Source organism: Leptospira paudalimensis, assembly GCF_026151345.1.
In the GTDB taxonomy this organism is placed as follows: Bacteria; Spirochaetota; Leptospiria; order Leptospirales; family Leptospiraceae; genus Leptospira_A; species Leptospira_A paudalimensis.
The window spans coordinates 41,869-56,095 of record NZ_JAMQPR010000001.1 but is presented as its reverse complement, the minus strand read 5'-3'; the positions used below and the strand labels follow the sequence as shown (position 1 = coordinate 56,095).

General features: G+C 36.4%; 14 protein-coding genes. 4 read left to right on the top strand and 10 right to left on the bottom strand.

The features are described 5' to 3' along the window. Window positions 1–3 precede the first annotated feature (3 nt). The 3 genes from ND855_RS00305 to prfA all read right to left on the bottom strand — a co-directional run bounded on the left by ND855_RS00305 (window position 4) and on the right by prfA (window position 3,439). The gene (locus tag ND855_RS00305; RefSeq protein WP_265356679.1) at window positions 4–606 is read right to left on the bottom strand and encodes a hypothetical protein; all 603 of its coding nucleotides are present in this window, start codon (window positions 604–606) and stop codon (window positions 4–6) included. Window positions 607–609: 3 nt separating this feature from the next. Next, window positions 610–2,301: a S8 family serine peptidase gene (locus ND855_RS00300; protein ID WP_265356678.1), complete on the bottom strand. Its 1,692-nt coding sequence runs from the start codon at window positions 2,299–2,301 to the stop codon at window positions 610–612. Window positions 2,302–2,377: 76 nt separating this feature from the next. Next, window positions 2,378–3,439: a peptide chain release factor 1 gene (gene prfA / locus ND855_RS00295; RefSeq protein WP_100725748.1), complete on the bottom strand. Its 1,062-nt coding sequence runs from the start codon at window positions 3,437–3,439 to the stop codon at window positions 2,378–2,380. Window positions 3,440–3,506: 67 nt separating this feature from the next. On the opposite strand from prfA, the gene ND855_RS00290 reads away from it, so the two are divergent. Both ND855_RS00290 and ND855_RS00285 read left to right on the top strand, forming a co-directional pair. Further along, the gene (locus tag ND855_RS00290; protein ID WP_108960508.1) at window positions 3,507–4,127 is read left to right on the top strand and encodes a hypothetical protein; all 621 of its coding nucleotides are present in this window, start codon (window positions 3,507–3,509) and stop codon (window positions 4,125–4,127) included. After that, window positions 4,124–5,251: a hypothetical protein gene (locus ND855_RS00285; RefSeq protein WP_265356677.1), complete on the top strand. Its 1,128-nt coding sequence runs from the start codon at window positions 4,124–4,126 to the stop codon at window positions 5,249–5,251. Before ND855_RS00290 ends, ND855_RS00285 begins: the two co-directional genes overlap by 4 nt. On the opposite strand, the gene ND855_RS00280 is transcribed toward ND855_RS00285, so the two are convergent. The 7 genes from ND855_RS00280 to ND855_RS00250 all read right to left on the bottom strand — a co-directional run bounded on the left by ND855_RS00280 (window position 5,248) and on the right by ND855_RS00250 (window position 12,488). Further along, the gene (locus ND855_RS00280) at window positions 5,248–5,445 is read right to left on the bottom strand and encodes a hypothetical protein (RefSeq protein WP_265356676.1); all 198 of its coding nucleotides are present in this window, start codon (window positions 5,443–5,445) and stop codon (window positions 5,248–5,250) included. The genes ND855_RS00285 and ND855_RS00280 overlap by 4 nt on opposite strands. Window positions 5,446–5,544: 99 nt before the next feature. Further along, window positions 5,545–6,696 (bottom strand): carbon-nitrogen hydrolase family protein, encoded by a 1,152-nt coding sequence (locus ND855_RS00275; RefSeq protein WP_265356675.1) that lies wholly within the window; start codon window positions 6,694–6,696, stop codon window positions 5,545–5,547. Next, a complete protein-coding gene (locus tag ND855_RS00270) occupies window positions 6,689–7,111 on the bottom strand; it encodes an NUDIX domain-containing protein (RefSeq protein ID WP_265356674.1) in 423 nt (140 codons plus the stop codon). The genes ND855_RS00275 and ND855_RS00270 overlap by 8 nt, the downstream gene beginning before the upstream one ends. Further along, the gene (locus tag ND855_RS00265) at window positions 7,108–9,558 is read right to left on the bottom strand and encodes a hypothetical protein (protein WP_265356673.1); all 2,451 of its coding nucleotides are present in this window, start codon (window positions 9,556–9,558) and stop codon (window positions 7,108–7,110) included. The genes ND855_RS00270 and ND855_RS00265 overlap by 4 nt, the downstream gene beginning before the upstream one ends. A gap of 4 nt (window positions 9,559–9,562) precedes the next feature. Beyond that, a complete protein-coding gene (locus tag ND855_RS00260; RefSeq protein WP_265356672.1) occupies window positions 9,563–11,005 on the bottom strand; it encodes an MDR/zinc-dependent alcohol dehydrogenase-like family protein in 1,443 nt (480 codons plus the stop codon). Further along, window positions 11,005–11,667, bottom strand: a complete 663-nt coding sequence (locus ND855_RS00255) for a rhomboid family intramembrane serine protease (RefSeq protein ID WP_265356671.1) — start codon at window positions 11,665–11,667, stop codon at window positions 11,005–11,007. Before ND855_RS00255 ends, ND855_RS00260 begins: the two co-directional genes overlap by 1 nt. 2 nt (window positions 11,668–11,669) lie before the next feature. Further along, window positions 11,670–12,488, bottom strand: a complete 819-nt coding sequence (locus ND855_RS00250) for an adhesin OmpL37 family surface protein (protein ID WP_265356670.1) — start codon at window positions 12,486–12,488, stop codon at window positions 11,670–11,672. A gap of 155 nt (window positions 12,489–12,643) precedes the next feature. Between ND855_RS00250 and ND855_RS00245 the strand changes: the two genes are divergently transcribed. Together ND855_RS00245 and ND855_RS00240 are read left to right on the top strand one after the other, a co-directional pair. Beyond that, window positions 12,644–13,192: a hypothetical protein gene (locus ND855_RS00245; protein ID WP_265359312.1), complete on the top strand. Its 549-nt coding sequence runs from the start codon at window positions 12,644–12,646 to the stop codon at window positions 13,190–13,192. Then, window positions 13,189–14,226, top strand: coding sequence for a zinc-binding dehydrogenase (locus ND855_RS00240; protein ID WP_265356669.1), 1,038 nt, complete (start codon window positions 13,189–13,191; stop codon window positions 14,224–14,226). Before ND855_RS00245 ends, ND855_RS00240 begins: the two co-directional genes overlap by 4 nt. Window position 14,227: the final 1 nt, after the last annotated feature.

Genomic DNA, 14,227 nt, shown 5'->3' with positions numbered 1-14,227 from the left:
TTTCTATTTTAAGACTTTTTCGACAGCAGTTTCAGGGTATGCTTCCGAAACAATCCCTTCATTTAACAATTCATTTGCGATTTCGACGGATGGATAACCTGGTTCCGTTTGGAAACTCACAATCCGAGGAGAAAATTGTTGTAAGAACACAATCTTATATTTTTGAGCTATTCTGGAAAGGGAATCGTTAGATTGGTCATTTTTGAATGTAACAATAATAATACCTGGCAAAACAATATTGGGGCCATAACCTGCTCCTGTATTGTAAACTTCAGTAACTTTAGCTGGAATATTTGATTTGCGTTGTTGTTGGCTGAGTAATGGTTTACCAACTTGCCTTAAATTCCAACCACCTTTTATTTTAAGGTTTCCCAAACCTTTGTTTTGCGAAGAATTTACATGGTTTGGTTCAATGAATTCTGCTTCCAAATTGGAATTTCTATAAAATGTTTTTTGAACTCCACCTTCCGTAAACGTAATTTGGTTTGGTGGTTCTTTCGCGTTTAAAGGTTCCCATAAAAAAAATGTAATGTAACCAAAACAAATCAATGTTAACGCCAATGAATTTTGGAATCGATTGAAGGAATTAAGATGTCTGGTTTTCATTGTTTACCTGCCATAAATTTTCAATCGTACAGACTGGATGGTTCCAGTATCACCGACCGATCCATCATAAACTCTAATTGTCCAACTTCCATTTGGATTTTCACCAAGCAAACGAGTTAAGCCAAAACGATAGGTGGAGGAACCAGTCATATTGGCTATGGATGTACTACCAGAAGTACAAAGGCTGTTATTAGATGGATTACGACATGCATGTACTTCCGAAAGAACACTCACAGTTCCGCTGGGTGAAGTAATTGTAATTTTTAATTCCGGAAAATATGTATGATTCGTTGTAAATTCAACATCAACAAACTCAATATAGGAAATGGATGAGGAAACTGAATATGATGCATTGGCACCTGTTACCAAGTCATTGTCTGGAATCGATGTACCTGGTGTAATTGAACTCATTGTTTCCGTTTTAAGTGCCGCACCGATCGGAGACCAAGAATTTGAACGGACTAGCAACTGTTGGGCATCAATGGCACCAAATCCATATTTATGGTTGATATTTAGACCAGCTGCATTGGTAGTCCAATCTGTATCTGATGCATCATTTTTTCTGGCCGAATAAGCAACTAACTCGCGTACGTCTCTCCATGTTAGATTGGGATTTTTGCTTAGGAGTAAGGCAACCACTCCTGCAGCTAACGGAGTCGCAGAAGATGTTCCATTGAATTTTTTCGTATAACTTGAATTGGTATAATCACCGGATGTGCCACCTGCATTTAATCCATTCACCCCAGTGGCATCCGTTGTTGAAATTGCTGTTGTATAAGCAGTTGTATTGTTCCCTTGAGTATGGGCAACGACCCAAAGATTGGCACCTGACTCAGAATAGGCTGCCTTTTTTCCATTCTCCCCAATTCCACCTATGGCCATAACTCCATAATAATTTGCCTGCCCATCATAATTCGCATTATCAACTAATACAGGTGATGCGACAGTTCCACCATTGGCACCATTCCCTGCTGCCCAAAGGTAAACGGTTCCTTTTCCCCCACGTCCGAGAGTTACACCTTCATTAATTCCTTGTTGCCATAAACTGCTAGATGGCCATAACCAACCATAGACGTCTGGGGATCCCCAACTATTGTTTGAGATATACACTCTCCCTGATTCATTGACCATTGCGCGGTATTCATCGGAAGTATAGATGGTTGATTTTTCTAAGATATTGACACCAACCAATTTCGAACATGGAGCGGCACCACGAAGACCAATTGCATTGCCACCTCTTGCACCAATCACTCCTCCAACTGCAGATCCATGAAAACTATTGGAGTAAGAATGGGAGGGATTGAAGGTATTGTTAAACATATTTAAGCCACGGGCTGTGACAGAGATATTTGCACTTAAATCTTCATGTCGAATGTCCAAACCATCATCGACAACACTAACGATCACTTGGTTTCCAGAATAACCTTGGTCCCAAACAGATTTGACACGTGCATCTTCGCCAACGGTGCCACCGAACTGTCCAAGATTTTGCAGATGCCATTGGTCGGAATAAAAAGGATCAGTATCAGAAGAAGAGAAAGTACAATCCACTTCCCTTGCATTGAGAAGAGAATTGATCAGAAGCAGTAAAATTAAATTATCACTGAAGGGATCATTCTTTTTGACAGGATTACAATTCCCAAAAATCAAACTGAAAATCAGGAATGTAACCAATCCAAACTGTCCAAATTTCATGAAACCATTACCTTACCATTAGGAATAACAACCAAGGCAGATCATTCAATCGAAATCTGTGAGAAAAAAACTTTTTTTATGCCTTGGCTTCCGCTAATCTTTTAGACCGATCTTCTTGGATTAACGCATCGATTAATTCATCCAAATCCCCTTCCATAATGGCAGGGAGATTATGACTCGTAAATCCAATCCTATGGTCTGTACAACGTCCTTGTGGAAAATTATATGTCCGAATGCGTTCAGACCTATCACCCGATCCAACCTGTGCTTTTTTTAAAGCATCTGCACTTTGTTTGGCGGTCTCAGCCATTTGATCGACAATCCTTGCACGTAAAACACGCATTGCTTTATCACGGTTTTTAATTTGAGAACGTTCTTCTTGTGAAGCGACAACAATTCCAGTTGGTATGTGTGTGATCCTAACAGCAGAATCTGTTGTGTTAACGTGCTGACCACCTGCACCTGACGAACGATAAACGTCGATTCGAAGGTCACTTTCTCTAATCTCAACTTCTTTCTCTTCTGCTTCGGGAAGAATGGCAACAGTTACAGCAGAAGTATGGATCCTTCCGCCTGATTCTGTTTCAGGAATTCGTTGCACACGGTGTGTTCCCGATTCAAATTTAAATAAATCATATGCCCTATCATCATCCAATGAAAATACGATTTCTTTATAACCACCAATACCAGTCGGGCTCATATCAATGATTTCTGCACGAAGGCCTTTTTTATCTGCATATTTGTTGTACATACGAAACAAATCTGCACAAAATAATCCTGATTCTTCCCCACCCGTTCCAGCACGGATTTCGACAAGGATACTTTTTCCAGAGTTTGGATCGGGAGGTAATAACATAATTTCGAGTTCTTTTGCAAGTTCCTCTAATTTTTTTTCCCCTTCCTCAATCTCTGATTTTAGCATAGAATGCATATCTGGATCATTTTCGGATTCTAATAATGATTTTGCATCTTGGCAGTCTTTTGTAATTCTTAAATATTCATCTGCTTTTGTATATACAGGCGTTAGGCGAGATCTTTCTTTCGATAGATTCTTCAAAGTATCCGAAGCGGTGGCCTTGGCGAGCTCATCCTCGATACGCAGGTATTTTTCTTGAATTTTTTTCAATCTATCTATCATGTCTATGGAAAGGATACAGAATGCCTGTTTTTGATAAACCAAAATCTAACGAGGATTTAAGAAACCCGTGAACGAACTACCATCTCAGGGCAAATCCAATGGATTTTTAGAAGGCCTCATCGAATTATTCGCAGGTTTTGAGGATTATCGTAGTCCCTATGCTCCCACAATCCAACCTCCCGAGGAATTATTGAATGAGCTTGTTCAGAATGCTTCTTTTAAATCGGGACTCATTAGTGCTACTTGTTCCCTACCCCCAGGCCCTCTTGGAATACTCAGCATTCTACCAGAACTCTTAATGGTCTACCGGATCCAAGGCCATCTCATCATGGACATTGCAGCTCTGTATGGAAAGGAAGTTCAGGTGACAAAAGAACTTCTTCTTTATTGTTTATTCAAACATGGAGGAGCTCACGTTTTTCGCAAAATTATCGAGGAATCAAGTTTTAAAATTTTGATTCGCCCAACAACCGTTAGAGTATTTCAAACAGTACTCGAAAAGTTAGGAATCATGATTTCTAAATCGATCATCCGAAAACAGTTTGCTCGTTGGGTGCCAATCGGTGGAGCCGTAGTCACTGGAACATTTGCCTATTATGATACAAAAAGAGTTGGGAAAACAGCGATGGAACTTTTCTCAAAGGAAATTCACTCGGATGAAATCCGAGAAATGTTGGAGTCTCAGTGAAATTTTATTTCATCATAATTCTTACTTTTTTTAATTTCAGTTATTGCCAATCAAAACACGAATCGTTAGTCTCGGAAATTGAAGACTTAATCTCAAAAGAAAAATACGAAAAAGCTTTAGTGTTATTACAAGATCGTTTGTCAGCCAATCGATCCAACGCAGAAATTCTTTCTAAAAATAAACCAAACCAACCCCGCCTCTTTGCATTATCAGAAGATCGAACCAAAATCGTATGGACCGAAAACAAAACGCTTTATTTCAAAGATTTGGTGAATGATAATCGGAATTCAATTGAACTAAAACTTCGACCAGATTCCATTCAACTATCAGCTAACGGAAATTATGTTGTTGTTCAATATCCATTAAAACAATATGGTGGTTGTGCTTTGTTTGGATATTCAACTTTGGATTCTTCATTAGAACATGAATCAATCGTTCATATTCCATGTAAAACAGGTATGGCAATTTCGAATTCGGGAGATTTAATATTTTATTTTTTTGAAAATCAGCTCTTTGTAGAAAAAACTGGGAAAAATTCAAAACCCGAAAAATTCCTTTCCAGTGATTTGTTTCCTTCTCCTTATCCAAAATTAAAAATACAATATCATATATCTCCTATTGGAAATGAATACTTAGTTTGGTCAGGTGTAGGTGGAGCTTATCATCTTTTCTTTCTAAACATCGAATCAAAAAAAGTTTCTTTACTCTCAAAGGACATCGTCCTACCAAAATTTTATTATAACAATGGTAATTCAGGATATGTAGTTGGTGGGAAAATTGGAGACTTGTATTTAAAGGAAGTGAACTACCAACAAGGTAGATCACCTTCTATCAATCGTGGAATTGCAATTGTAACTAGAGAAGCTTATTCATGGCGACTTACAGGTAAGGATGAATTCATTACTACCAACCAAAATGAACCGAACCAACCGATGAAATGGAAAGTAACTGGTAAAAAGGAACATTTCCCATTTTTTTTAGATCGGTTATGGGGAGTTGCTGGGGATAAAATCGTATACGAAAGTATACGTGGTGAACTTGTGTTAGATGATTTAACGTTTAGCGAAGAAGACTGGAAAGTTTATGAATATTTTAAAAAGGTGAGGAAACTGAACGACGGTTAAGCCGCTTGGTCTTTCTCTTTTTTAGCTGAAAAAATATCACAAGCCTTATATAGATCCTGAACACAATGAGATGTCAAACGACTCAGATCTTCCGATTGTAAACGATCCTTCGAACTTGGACATACAGAAAGGCCTTTCGCATACAATGGGCATTTTACGTAGAATTCGTTTTTCGGAAGGGACTTCTGTGGCATAACTCTGAAAATTTTTTGTGAATTCGGTGCCCTGTCAAACGGATTTTAATGGAAAAGCTAAAATTAAAATCTCAAATTTTATCGATTGTGAATCTATTTTTAAAAGTACAAATTTAAGATTGTAGGGCTTTCTACCGAAATCGCTTGGTCTTCAAAAGTAAAATCTCTCAAATTGAATGTTTTTCCATTCCAGTGATTTTCAAATAAATGCCCAGATAGAAACACTTGGACCAAATCTTGCGCGCGTGTCGATTTGATGTACTTAGGCATCCCCTCTTGTTTCCAAATATTCGAATCTGATAAATCTTTATCTGACCACTTCATATTCGGAAACACAGCTGATGGAGAAATTAATCCATCAATAGCTTTTCCACTTAGCCGACTATACAAACTAGATTCGAAAACATCTTGTCCAATAAAGATAGCCACCTTCCAACCTGGAACAATCCAAATGCGCTCTTGGTTAGTTTCTCCAGCAGAATATACTTTGAGTTCCTCTTCTGTAAGAATGGATTTTTTCACAATCGGTTCCATCAATTTTCCATCTGCCGAAAATGGAATAGCAACATTGTAAAGAGGGCCATTTGGATCTAATACTAAGTTACCTTTTACAATTTTTGGATTTGGAAGGACAATCGTTCCGCCTAGAATAGGGACATTAAATTCTTTTGCTAAGTTCGAAAATGTTCTGACATACACTTCTGACATCAATTCAGCTTTGGATAATAGTAAGTCTTTTATCGTAAAATTTTCACCTTTTGTTTTAAGAGCTTCTTCCAAAGTGTCAGAACTAAGGAACTTAGATTTTTCGTTTAGAAAAACTAGGCCCGATCCCAAATGTTCAGGAAAGATAACGATAGTTTTGCGATCAAAAATCCCAGAAGATTTCCCTTTGATTAACGTTTCTTCGATTCTTTCACGCCACCATTCTTCTTTTACATAGTCTTCTGGTTTTAATACTAACTGTATTCCGACTAAATTACCATACTTTCGATCCGTTCCATTCGTTTGAATGGTTACATCATTCCATGATTTTTCTGGTTTTTGAATTTCTTCATCCACTTCAGGTTTGCTAAAGTTAAAATCAAATTTAAGATCAAAATTAAAACTAAAGTCTGTTTTAGGTGCTTCTAATTTTGGAATTGGAAGATTCGTATCATGTTCTTTTATGAAAGTTGCAGAAGCATATCCGATTCCAAAGAGAACGATAAATAATAATATTTTATAAGGAGGCACATAAAGATTATGCATATTGATTTAAATAAAGTTGGACAGCATCCAACATATACTCCGAAAAAAGTGTTTTGGGATCAAATGAGTGAATGTTTACCCATTCCATATAATCATGTTCGTCTGATAATTGAACGTTCCCTTGTATTAATTTAGCCTCATATGCAATAATGATACAAGGGAAATTTCCTTCATTAACCATATGTTTATGAACAAAAATTGGTCTTGGGTTTACTTCAATTTTTATACTTTCACCCAATTCTTCGTTAATTTCTCGGTATACACTTTCCATCCAGTCTTCGAAAAATTCGTCTTCATTCATCCTTCCGCCAGGGAGGTCACCGTGACCAGATTTCTGATCTCGTAATACTAATAACGAATTTCCGTCTCTTAAAAAGAGCTTTTGGGTAATTTGAAAAAAACCGTGTTTACTCACAATAAATTTCCCCAAATATCAATTTGATGATCAACTGCATATAACTCCGGAGATGGAAGTTTTTTTGTTTTGTATTGGTTAACCATTCCTAAGGATACACTTGCTAATTGCGAAATAATCGGATCCATAGATTCTGTTGGTACACCAAAAAATAAAAAGTTAACAGGACTTCCATCACTGATTAGGTATATTTCTTTTTCTAAGTTCATCTCAGGAATTTTAAAAACAATTTTTGAACCTAAATCCATTTGTGTTTGTGGATCCAATATACGTTGGAATGTAATAGAAAGATCTTTATCTTTTAATTTAGGTTTTTCAATCGTATTTAATTCATTTGTCCATTGAATGAAGTTTGCAAACTCAATTGTTTTTGTCGATCCTGAAGCTAAGAACAACTGTTTGTGTTCACTTTCCAATATCCAAGTTTCAAAGTCTTTAGGTTGTAAAATAGACTCACCAGTTACACCAATGACCAAATCGATTTTAGAAAATTCTGTCTCAGTAATTGCTTGAAATGATTTTTTAACATATGTTGATTCAATTTCAAATTTTCTATCAACTTCCAAAACATTTAAGTTTGATTCATGTAATGAACCACCAATTAGATATTTCTTTAAAAATCCGCCAATATTACCTTTTGCTCCAAGGATGAGTATTTTTCTTTTTGATAATACTTTACCGATTCCATGTAAAGTATTTTCAATTGCGTTAATAATGGAACGTGCTACTTCTTTGGATTCTTCCAAAGTTTTTTCTTTAGAAACTGCAATTGAATAAGCAGGTAAAACAAGTGATTTTCTCTCCTCTTTAATTTTAGTGAGTCTGTCGAAACCATTTCTGGTATGCTCCACTGATCCAATCACATGTTCTTTTAAAATTTCCGAAAATTTTCTATCAAGTAATGATTTGTTTTTTCCTTCGACCCAAAATTCAGAAAGAACTTCTCCTAATGTAACATCATTTAATGCAAATTCATTAAGAACTGGAGCAACATAACCACCATCTTCAATCAAAATGATTTTTTCTTTCTTCTCAACAAGTTGTAATAATTGATTTAGAAACAAATAAGTAGACAATCTTCGCATAGCATCGAAAAAACCTAACTTCGCCTCTTCCAATTTATGCCGAAAATTTGCATGAATCTCAAAATCACTGTAAAGAGGTGAGACACCATAATAAGGTGTATTATTTTTCGTGAGCTTAAATTCTAATCCCGCCATGTAAAACGTTTCAGTCGGAATATCTAATAAAATATCTAAGTAAACTGGAGGAATATTTCCACCATACTTTACAAACGCAACATTTAACGAATTCGCCTTCAATCTTCTGAAGGTTTCAATTAAGGAAATGATTTCAGACGTTATGTGGTGAATGAGAAAAATATGTATGCCTTCAAATGAAAATTTGTGACCTTTGTTATTTGCAATGGTTTCAAGTATAGGCATTCTCTTTAAATAGAAATTAGGATCTACTAATGTCCTTTTTTGATTAAAGCTAAAGTTTAATACTCTATCGAGTCTAGAGAGATCGACATAGATAGATGTTTTGCCGATGATTGCTCTTAAGGTATTTCCTTCTTTTATTTTTTTTGAAGCTGATGAATCTTCTAAAAGTAAAAAGAGTTTTTTCAGGATAGATAATGAAACACTTGGATCAGAACTTAAAATGAAATTACGATATTGTTCTTCCCAATAAAAATTAATATTGGATAATTTTCCAAGAGGTGTTTTTTCGATTTGCGAAAAGACCTTACTAAAATGGCTATTTTCTTCTTCGTAAAAAGTTTCTCCTTTCTGAGCAACATTGATAATTCCATTACTCAGAGATTCACTTATCTTCGATGCACCAGCTATATACGTCCTAGAATGTACGTCACTTACCACTTCGTGAGGGATATTTTTCAAATTTAAACACCCATCTTCTCGTGAATCAATTGTTATGCGAAGAAAGAAATCTCCGATCCTATTTTGACTTTGTACTCTTTCCATCAATATATAGTATCCAGATGGATGAACAAAATCAGTATCAAATGGGAATAATAACGCTATAGTAGAATTTCTATTTGGATCTTCACCGTAAAACTCTGGGTGTATTTTTTTCGCGATCGATTGTTGTTGGAATGACCCAAATACAAATCGTAAATTTTCTTCAAATTCTTCTCTGAATAATACCCAGTCTTTTAAAATTCCAGCTCTTGCAAATACTTGAACATGTTGGATATGCATATCCACTAATTCATGATTGATATTTGGATTAATTTTATAAGTGAATGCTAAATCACCTGGTAACGATTGTAATAAGTTTCCAATTTCCTCGCCAATCGTCCGTGACAGAATGGAAAGTCCAAAAAAAATCCGAAGATTGGTTAAGTCAATTTCCCATAACCCTTCATCGACTTGATGAAGGGTTGGCCCGAGAGATGTTTTTATATTTTTTTCTGAAGTCATATGGTTATTGGAAATCAACAACTACCTTTACACTCGATGGATCTTTTGCTTTGTTATATGCTTCTTCCAATTTGTCAGCTGGGTATCGATGTGAAATTAAGTTTGTCTCTAATGATTTGGTAATTTCTGGATTCTCTCGTAATAATGATATCGCCATATGGAAATCACCACAACGCGAACTATGAATCTCTTTTCCCTCTTTAAAAAATTCACCTACCAAACTTTGATCGGCAGGCCATAGTTTGGTATTGGTAGTATCTACAAGGATCACTCCTCTTGGTCGTACCAAAGAATTTTCATGATTTGGGTTTGGTCGAATGGCAAATCCAATTTCGTTCGGGTTTGATACTACTACCACATCGAATCTTGGCAAATGGCCAGAAAAATCATTAGATGATAAAATTGTTTCAGCCGTTTTTTCATTCCCTATATAGACAGTAAAATCTTGTTTCAGTTTGGTTTTAATTTCTTCCGCAACGTTCTCGAAAACAAAAATATTTTTGTTGGTTCTTGTTTCTTTTTGCCAATGGAATTTTGTATTCTGTTCTGAAAATGGGAGAATGGACAATTCATCTACCACAAGTTCTGTTAAATGATTTATCCCTGCCATTTGTTGCCCATTTGTCGTTTTTAAGTGGACTTCTCTTTTAGCAATTTGGATGGCAGATTCAAATCCAGAAGGTGTAGATGTAGTATCATATACAATGTCAAATTTGTTTTTTAAATTTTCAACATTTGTTATGCGAAGATCAATCACATCATCTGCACCCATTTCTTTTGATAATTTGACCAAATGGTCATGGCGCGTAATTGCCGTTATGCGAAAATCTGATTGATTGGATTTGCGGTAAGATGAAAGTGCTGCAAGGATCAAACTCCCCAAACGTCTAGGGCCTAAAACGGCAACCTGGTCTCCTTTTTTCGGAGGAGAAGCTATGATGGCTTGTAAGGCAGCAGCAAAAGGTTCCATTAGGACAGCCGCTTTTGGAGAAACTCCTTCTAAATTGATGGCTGCATTTACAGGAGCGAGGATATAAGGTCCAAATCCACCAGGCAATCGATCGATTCCTAAAACCCTTCGTTCTGGTGAGTGTGTTGGAATTCCTTCCTTACAAAATAAATCTGGCTCTTTATCACCACGGGCTTCGTAAGTGTCATTGATCTCAACTACGAATTGTTTGCCTTGGTTTTCTTCGAGACCTTCTGCTAAGACCTCGTGACCGATGATTTGTGGGAGAGGAAACGGTAAAAATCTCCGATCGATATCGGTGGAACAAACACCACATGAGATAGTTTTTAATGGAATGTAACCTGGACCTAATTGAAGGTAGGGTTCACCATTTCGTTTGATTTCCCATCCGTCTTTTTGATTGCCTATGTATTCGTATTCAGCTGATTCAAAGGAGTCACTGGAGAGATAATCCTTTGCTCTAAATTTTAGATTCATTACCTATTGTTGATAAAAAATAGAAGAATGATAGTCAATGTAAAAAAGGTAAAGTTGAGAAGAAAGCCTTGTCTGATTTCTTGCCTTTCTTTTTCCCCTAATAAATAACTTGTCACAAATACTGAGAAAAAACCACCTAAGTGTGCCCAATGAGCCACATTATCTCTTGCAAAAACATTGGTCACATCGGAGTAAACCATCATCCAACCAAATAAAAATACTGGAAATGGAATCGACTTGGTTTTGGAAATTGGAAATCGAAATGGCGATAACAATGTTGCCGCAGAAGCAAGCCCAGAAATCGAACCACTTGCACCAACAATCGGTGTTTTATCTCCTAAAATAATCCCTCGCACAAATCCATCGCCTAACACTGAAAGGAGTCCTGCCATAAAATAAAACAATAACCATCTTGTTTTACCAACTCGTTTCTCTACCACCCTTCCCAGTAATAATAAGAAAAATAAATTAGATAATAGATGGGCTCCAGATCCATGAAAAAAAGTGGATAATATCCAATTAATAGGTTCGAATTCACCTGGGGTAGCTATGAAATATTCCGTAACCAAGTTTGGCGTAAAAATGGAAACAATTGGATACAATAAGAATAAAAATAATGCGAAACTAGCGGTTAATGGAAATTCCCAAATGAATGATCGCATAACTATTTGAAGGTTGGAATTTTTGCTTCTTCTGGGTTACGAAAGTAAGCTGGATCAAAATTGGGAATTCCTGATGCTAATTCGTGTAAATCGGGTTGTTTCCAAATTTGTTCGTAATAATTCAGAGATCCATATGAATCAAAATGGCTATCGTACAATAATCGTAGATATTTCTCTTTGTCACTCACAATGATTCGAATTACTTCATTGGCCATTGCTTCGAAAGATCGACTTTCCTTATCAAATTCATCAACAGAGTCATGTAATAATCCAAGCAAAACAATATATTTCTCTGCTTGTTTTAAAGATTTTAAGGAAAAAGCCAACTCCTGTAATTTCATCAAATACAAATAAGGACGTATGTTTTTTCCAATGATTAATTTTTGTTTGGCAACTGCAATTTCACGATAACCTAATCTCAAATACAATTTGGTTTCTGTTTTTTCTTTTCCATTGGCAAGCCGAGCCAGTCTGCCTAACTCAATTTCTAACTCTTCAATTTCATCTTCCAAAACATTGATGTACAATTGGATGAGTAAACCTTGCGTTCTACGTAGTTCTGCGTATGATTTTCCCAAATCCATTTGTAAATGAAGGATTTCAGATTCTATATGGTGTTGTACACATCGTTTGAAGTATTTTTTTTGGTCTTCAGTCCCACGATTACTTATAGTTGAATTTAAAATGCGAAGAAACTCGTAGTTATCCTTAAGTCCGTAGCTAACACGAATTAACTGAGTTGCTTTAGAACTGGATTGGTCCGGCGTCGTCTCTCCCATTGCAGTGAAGAGAAGCAGTAGTATTACCGAAAAACGTTTCATCTATGCAACTAGTTTCGGCCGTACAGAGAAAACATTAGCATGATAAAAAAGAAAAGACATATACGTCTCATATTCTAGAATTATGTCGAGAGGAAACTGTGCAAAAGTTAGGATCATTACCCAATTCTCCCTTAGAAGCCATTGACCAATTAAAAATGGAGATGGACCAACCAATCTGGGAAAATCGCCTCTTAGAATTGATGAAATTGGCAGCAAATAACGATAAAAACGTTTGGGCGATGATTTACCAAATTATCCGTGAAGCGGACTCAGGAAGGCTTACTTGGGGTTACCATAAGGTTTTACTATCTGGTATGGTTTATCTGTTATCTTATGTTGGAGATTCAAAAAGTTACCGTGTCTTATTGAATTATGTCAAATCTTTGGACCGTACCATCCCTATTGGTGCTATGGAATTAATTTCCGATTTACTCCCTACCTTTGCCGAACTTGACATCAGAGAATTGTTTTCCATCGCATCAAACCAAGATGAACTCAAATCTGCATTCGGAGTTTTGGCTCTTTGTAAATTGAATATGGAAAATCGTCTCACTGATGAAGAAAAAACAAATTTAAAACTGTTTTTGTTGGAATATAAGAATTTGAAATATTATTTAAACGATATGATTGAACTTACGTTGGAACAATTGAACGAATCCGATACGAGTGAACTCTTATCTGAACTTGATGGAATTATGTTATGAAAGCAGCTGTTTTACCACAAGGATCTAAATCCTTAGAAATCCGAGAATTAGAATTACCACCATTATTACCAAACCAAGTGAAAGTGAAGGTAAAAGCTTGTGGGATCTGTGGGTCAGACATTCATCTCATCTTACATGGAAAAATGAAGGCAACATATACTCCCTGTGTTCCTGGTCATGAAACTTCAGGTGTGATCACTGAGATTGGTGAACAAATCACAAAATTAAAAGTGGGTGACCGAGTTGTTGTGAGTGCAGGAACCTCTTGTGGAAAATGTAAGCATTGTTTGGCGGGGAGAGAAAATCTTTGTGAACACATTGGAGTGATTGGTTTTAACCAAAGAGGTGGTTTTGCAGAATACATCCAAACAGAAGAAAGATACTTACATATTTTGCCTGATCAAATTCCTTTTGCCGAAGGGGCGATCCTAGCTGATGCTGTCTCCACTCCTTACCATGCAATCAAATACCAAGGAGAACTGAAAGCAGGTGAATCTGTTGCAATTATTGGTTGTGGAGGACTTGGAATCCATGCTGTTGCAATAGCCAAAGCTTTGGGGGCAGGTAAAATTTTTGCGATTGATATTGATAGTGGAAGTTTAGAAAATGCAAAATCATATGGTGCCGACGAACTGATATTAGTCGAAAAAAACATGCAGGTAGGAAAAGTCCTTAAAGAAAAGTCGGGAGGGATTGACCTATTATGTGATTTTACAGGTTTTATGCCAAATATCGAAAGTTCTGTTCGTGCGATGAATCGTGGAGGAAGGATTGTCCTAGTCGGTATTGGTAGAAACAAACTCGAAATTCCTATGCCATTTTTTCTCATTGAAAGACAAATCCGAATCACAGGATCCTATGGATCAGATAGAAGGGCCATCCCTGAACTCATCCAACTTTATAAAGATAAAAAACTTAATTTAACAAAGTCCATCAGCGGAATTCACAAATTGGAAGATACAAATGAGTACCTACATGCTTTGGAAGAAAAAAAAGGAAATCCAATTCGTTTCATCATCAATCCAGAACTATAGT

Coding starts and splice junctions, on each gene's coding strand:
- ND855_RS00265 (WP_265356673.1), bottom strand. CDS start 9,558: ATGACTTCAGAAAAAAATATAAAAACATCTCTCGGGCCAACCCTTCAT.
- prfA (WP_100725748.1), bottom strand. CDS start 3,439: ATGATAGATAGATTGAAAAAAATTCAAGAAAAATACCTGCGTATCGAG.
- ND855_RS00255 (WP_265356671.1), bottom strand. CDS start 11,667: ATGCGATCATTCATTTGGGAATTTCCATTAACCGCTAGTTTCGCATTA.
- ND855_RS00280 (WP_265356676.1), bottom strand. CDS start 5,445: ATGCCACAGAAGTCCCTTCCGAAAAACGAATTCTACGTAAAATGCCCA.
- ND855_RS00240 (WP_265356669.1), top strand. CDS start 13,189: ATGAAAGCAGCTGTTTTACCACAAGGATCTAAATCCTTAGAAATCCGA.
- ND855_RS00300 (WP_265356678.1), bottom strand. CDS start 2,301: ATGAAATTTGGACAGTTTGGATTGGTTACATTCCTGATTTTCAGTTTG.
- ND855_RS00305 (WP_265356679.1), bottom strand. CDS start 606: ATGAAAACCAGACATCTTAATTCCTTCAATCGATTCCAAAATTCATTG.
- ND855_RS00275 (WP_265356675.1), bottom strand. CDS start 6,696: ATGCATAATCTTTATGTGCCTCCTTATAAAATATTATTATTTATCGTT.
- ND855_RS00245 (WP_265359312.1), top strand. CDS start 12,644: ATGGAGATGGACCAACCAATCTGGGAAAATCGCCTCTTAGAATTGATG.
- ND855_RS00260 (WP_265356672.1), bottom strand. CDS start 11,005: ATGAATCTAAAATTTAGAGCAAAGGATTATCTCTCCAGTGACTCCTTT.
- ND855_RS00250 (WP_265356670.1), bottom strand. CDS start 12,488: ATGAAACGTTTTTCGGTAATACTACTGCTTCTCTTCACTGCAATGGGA.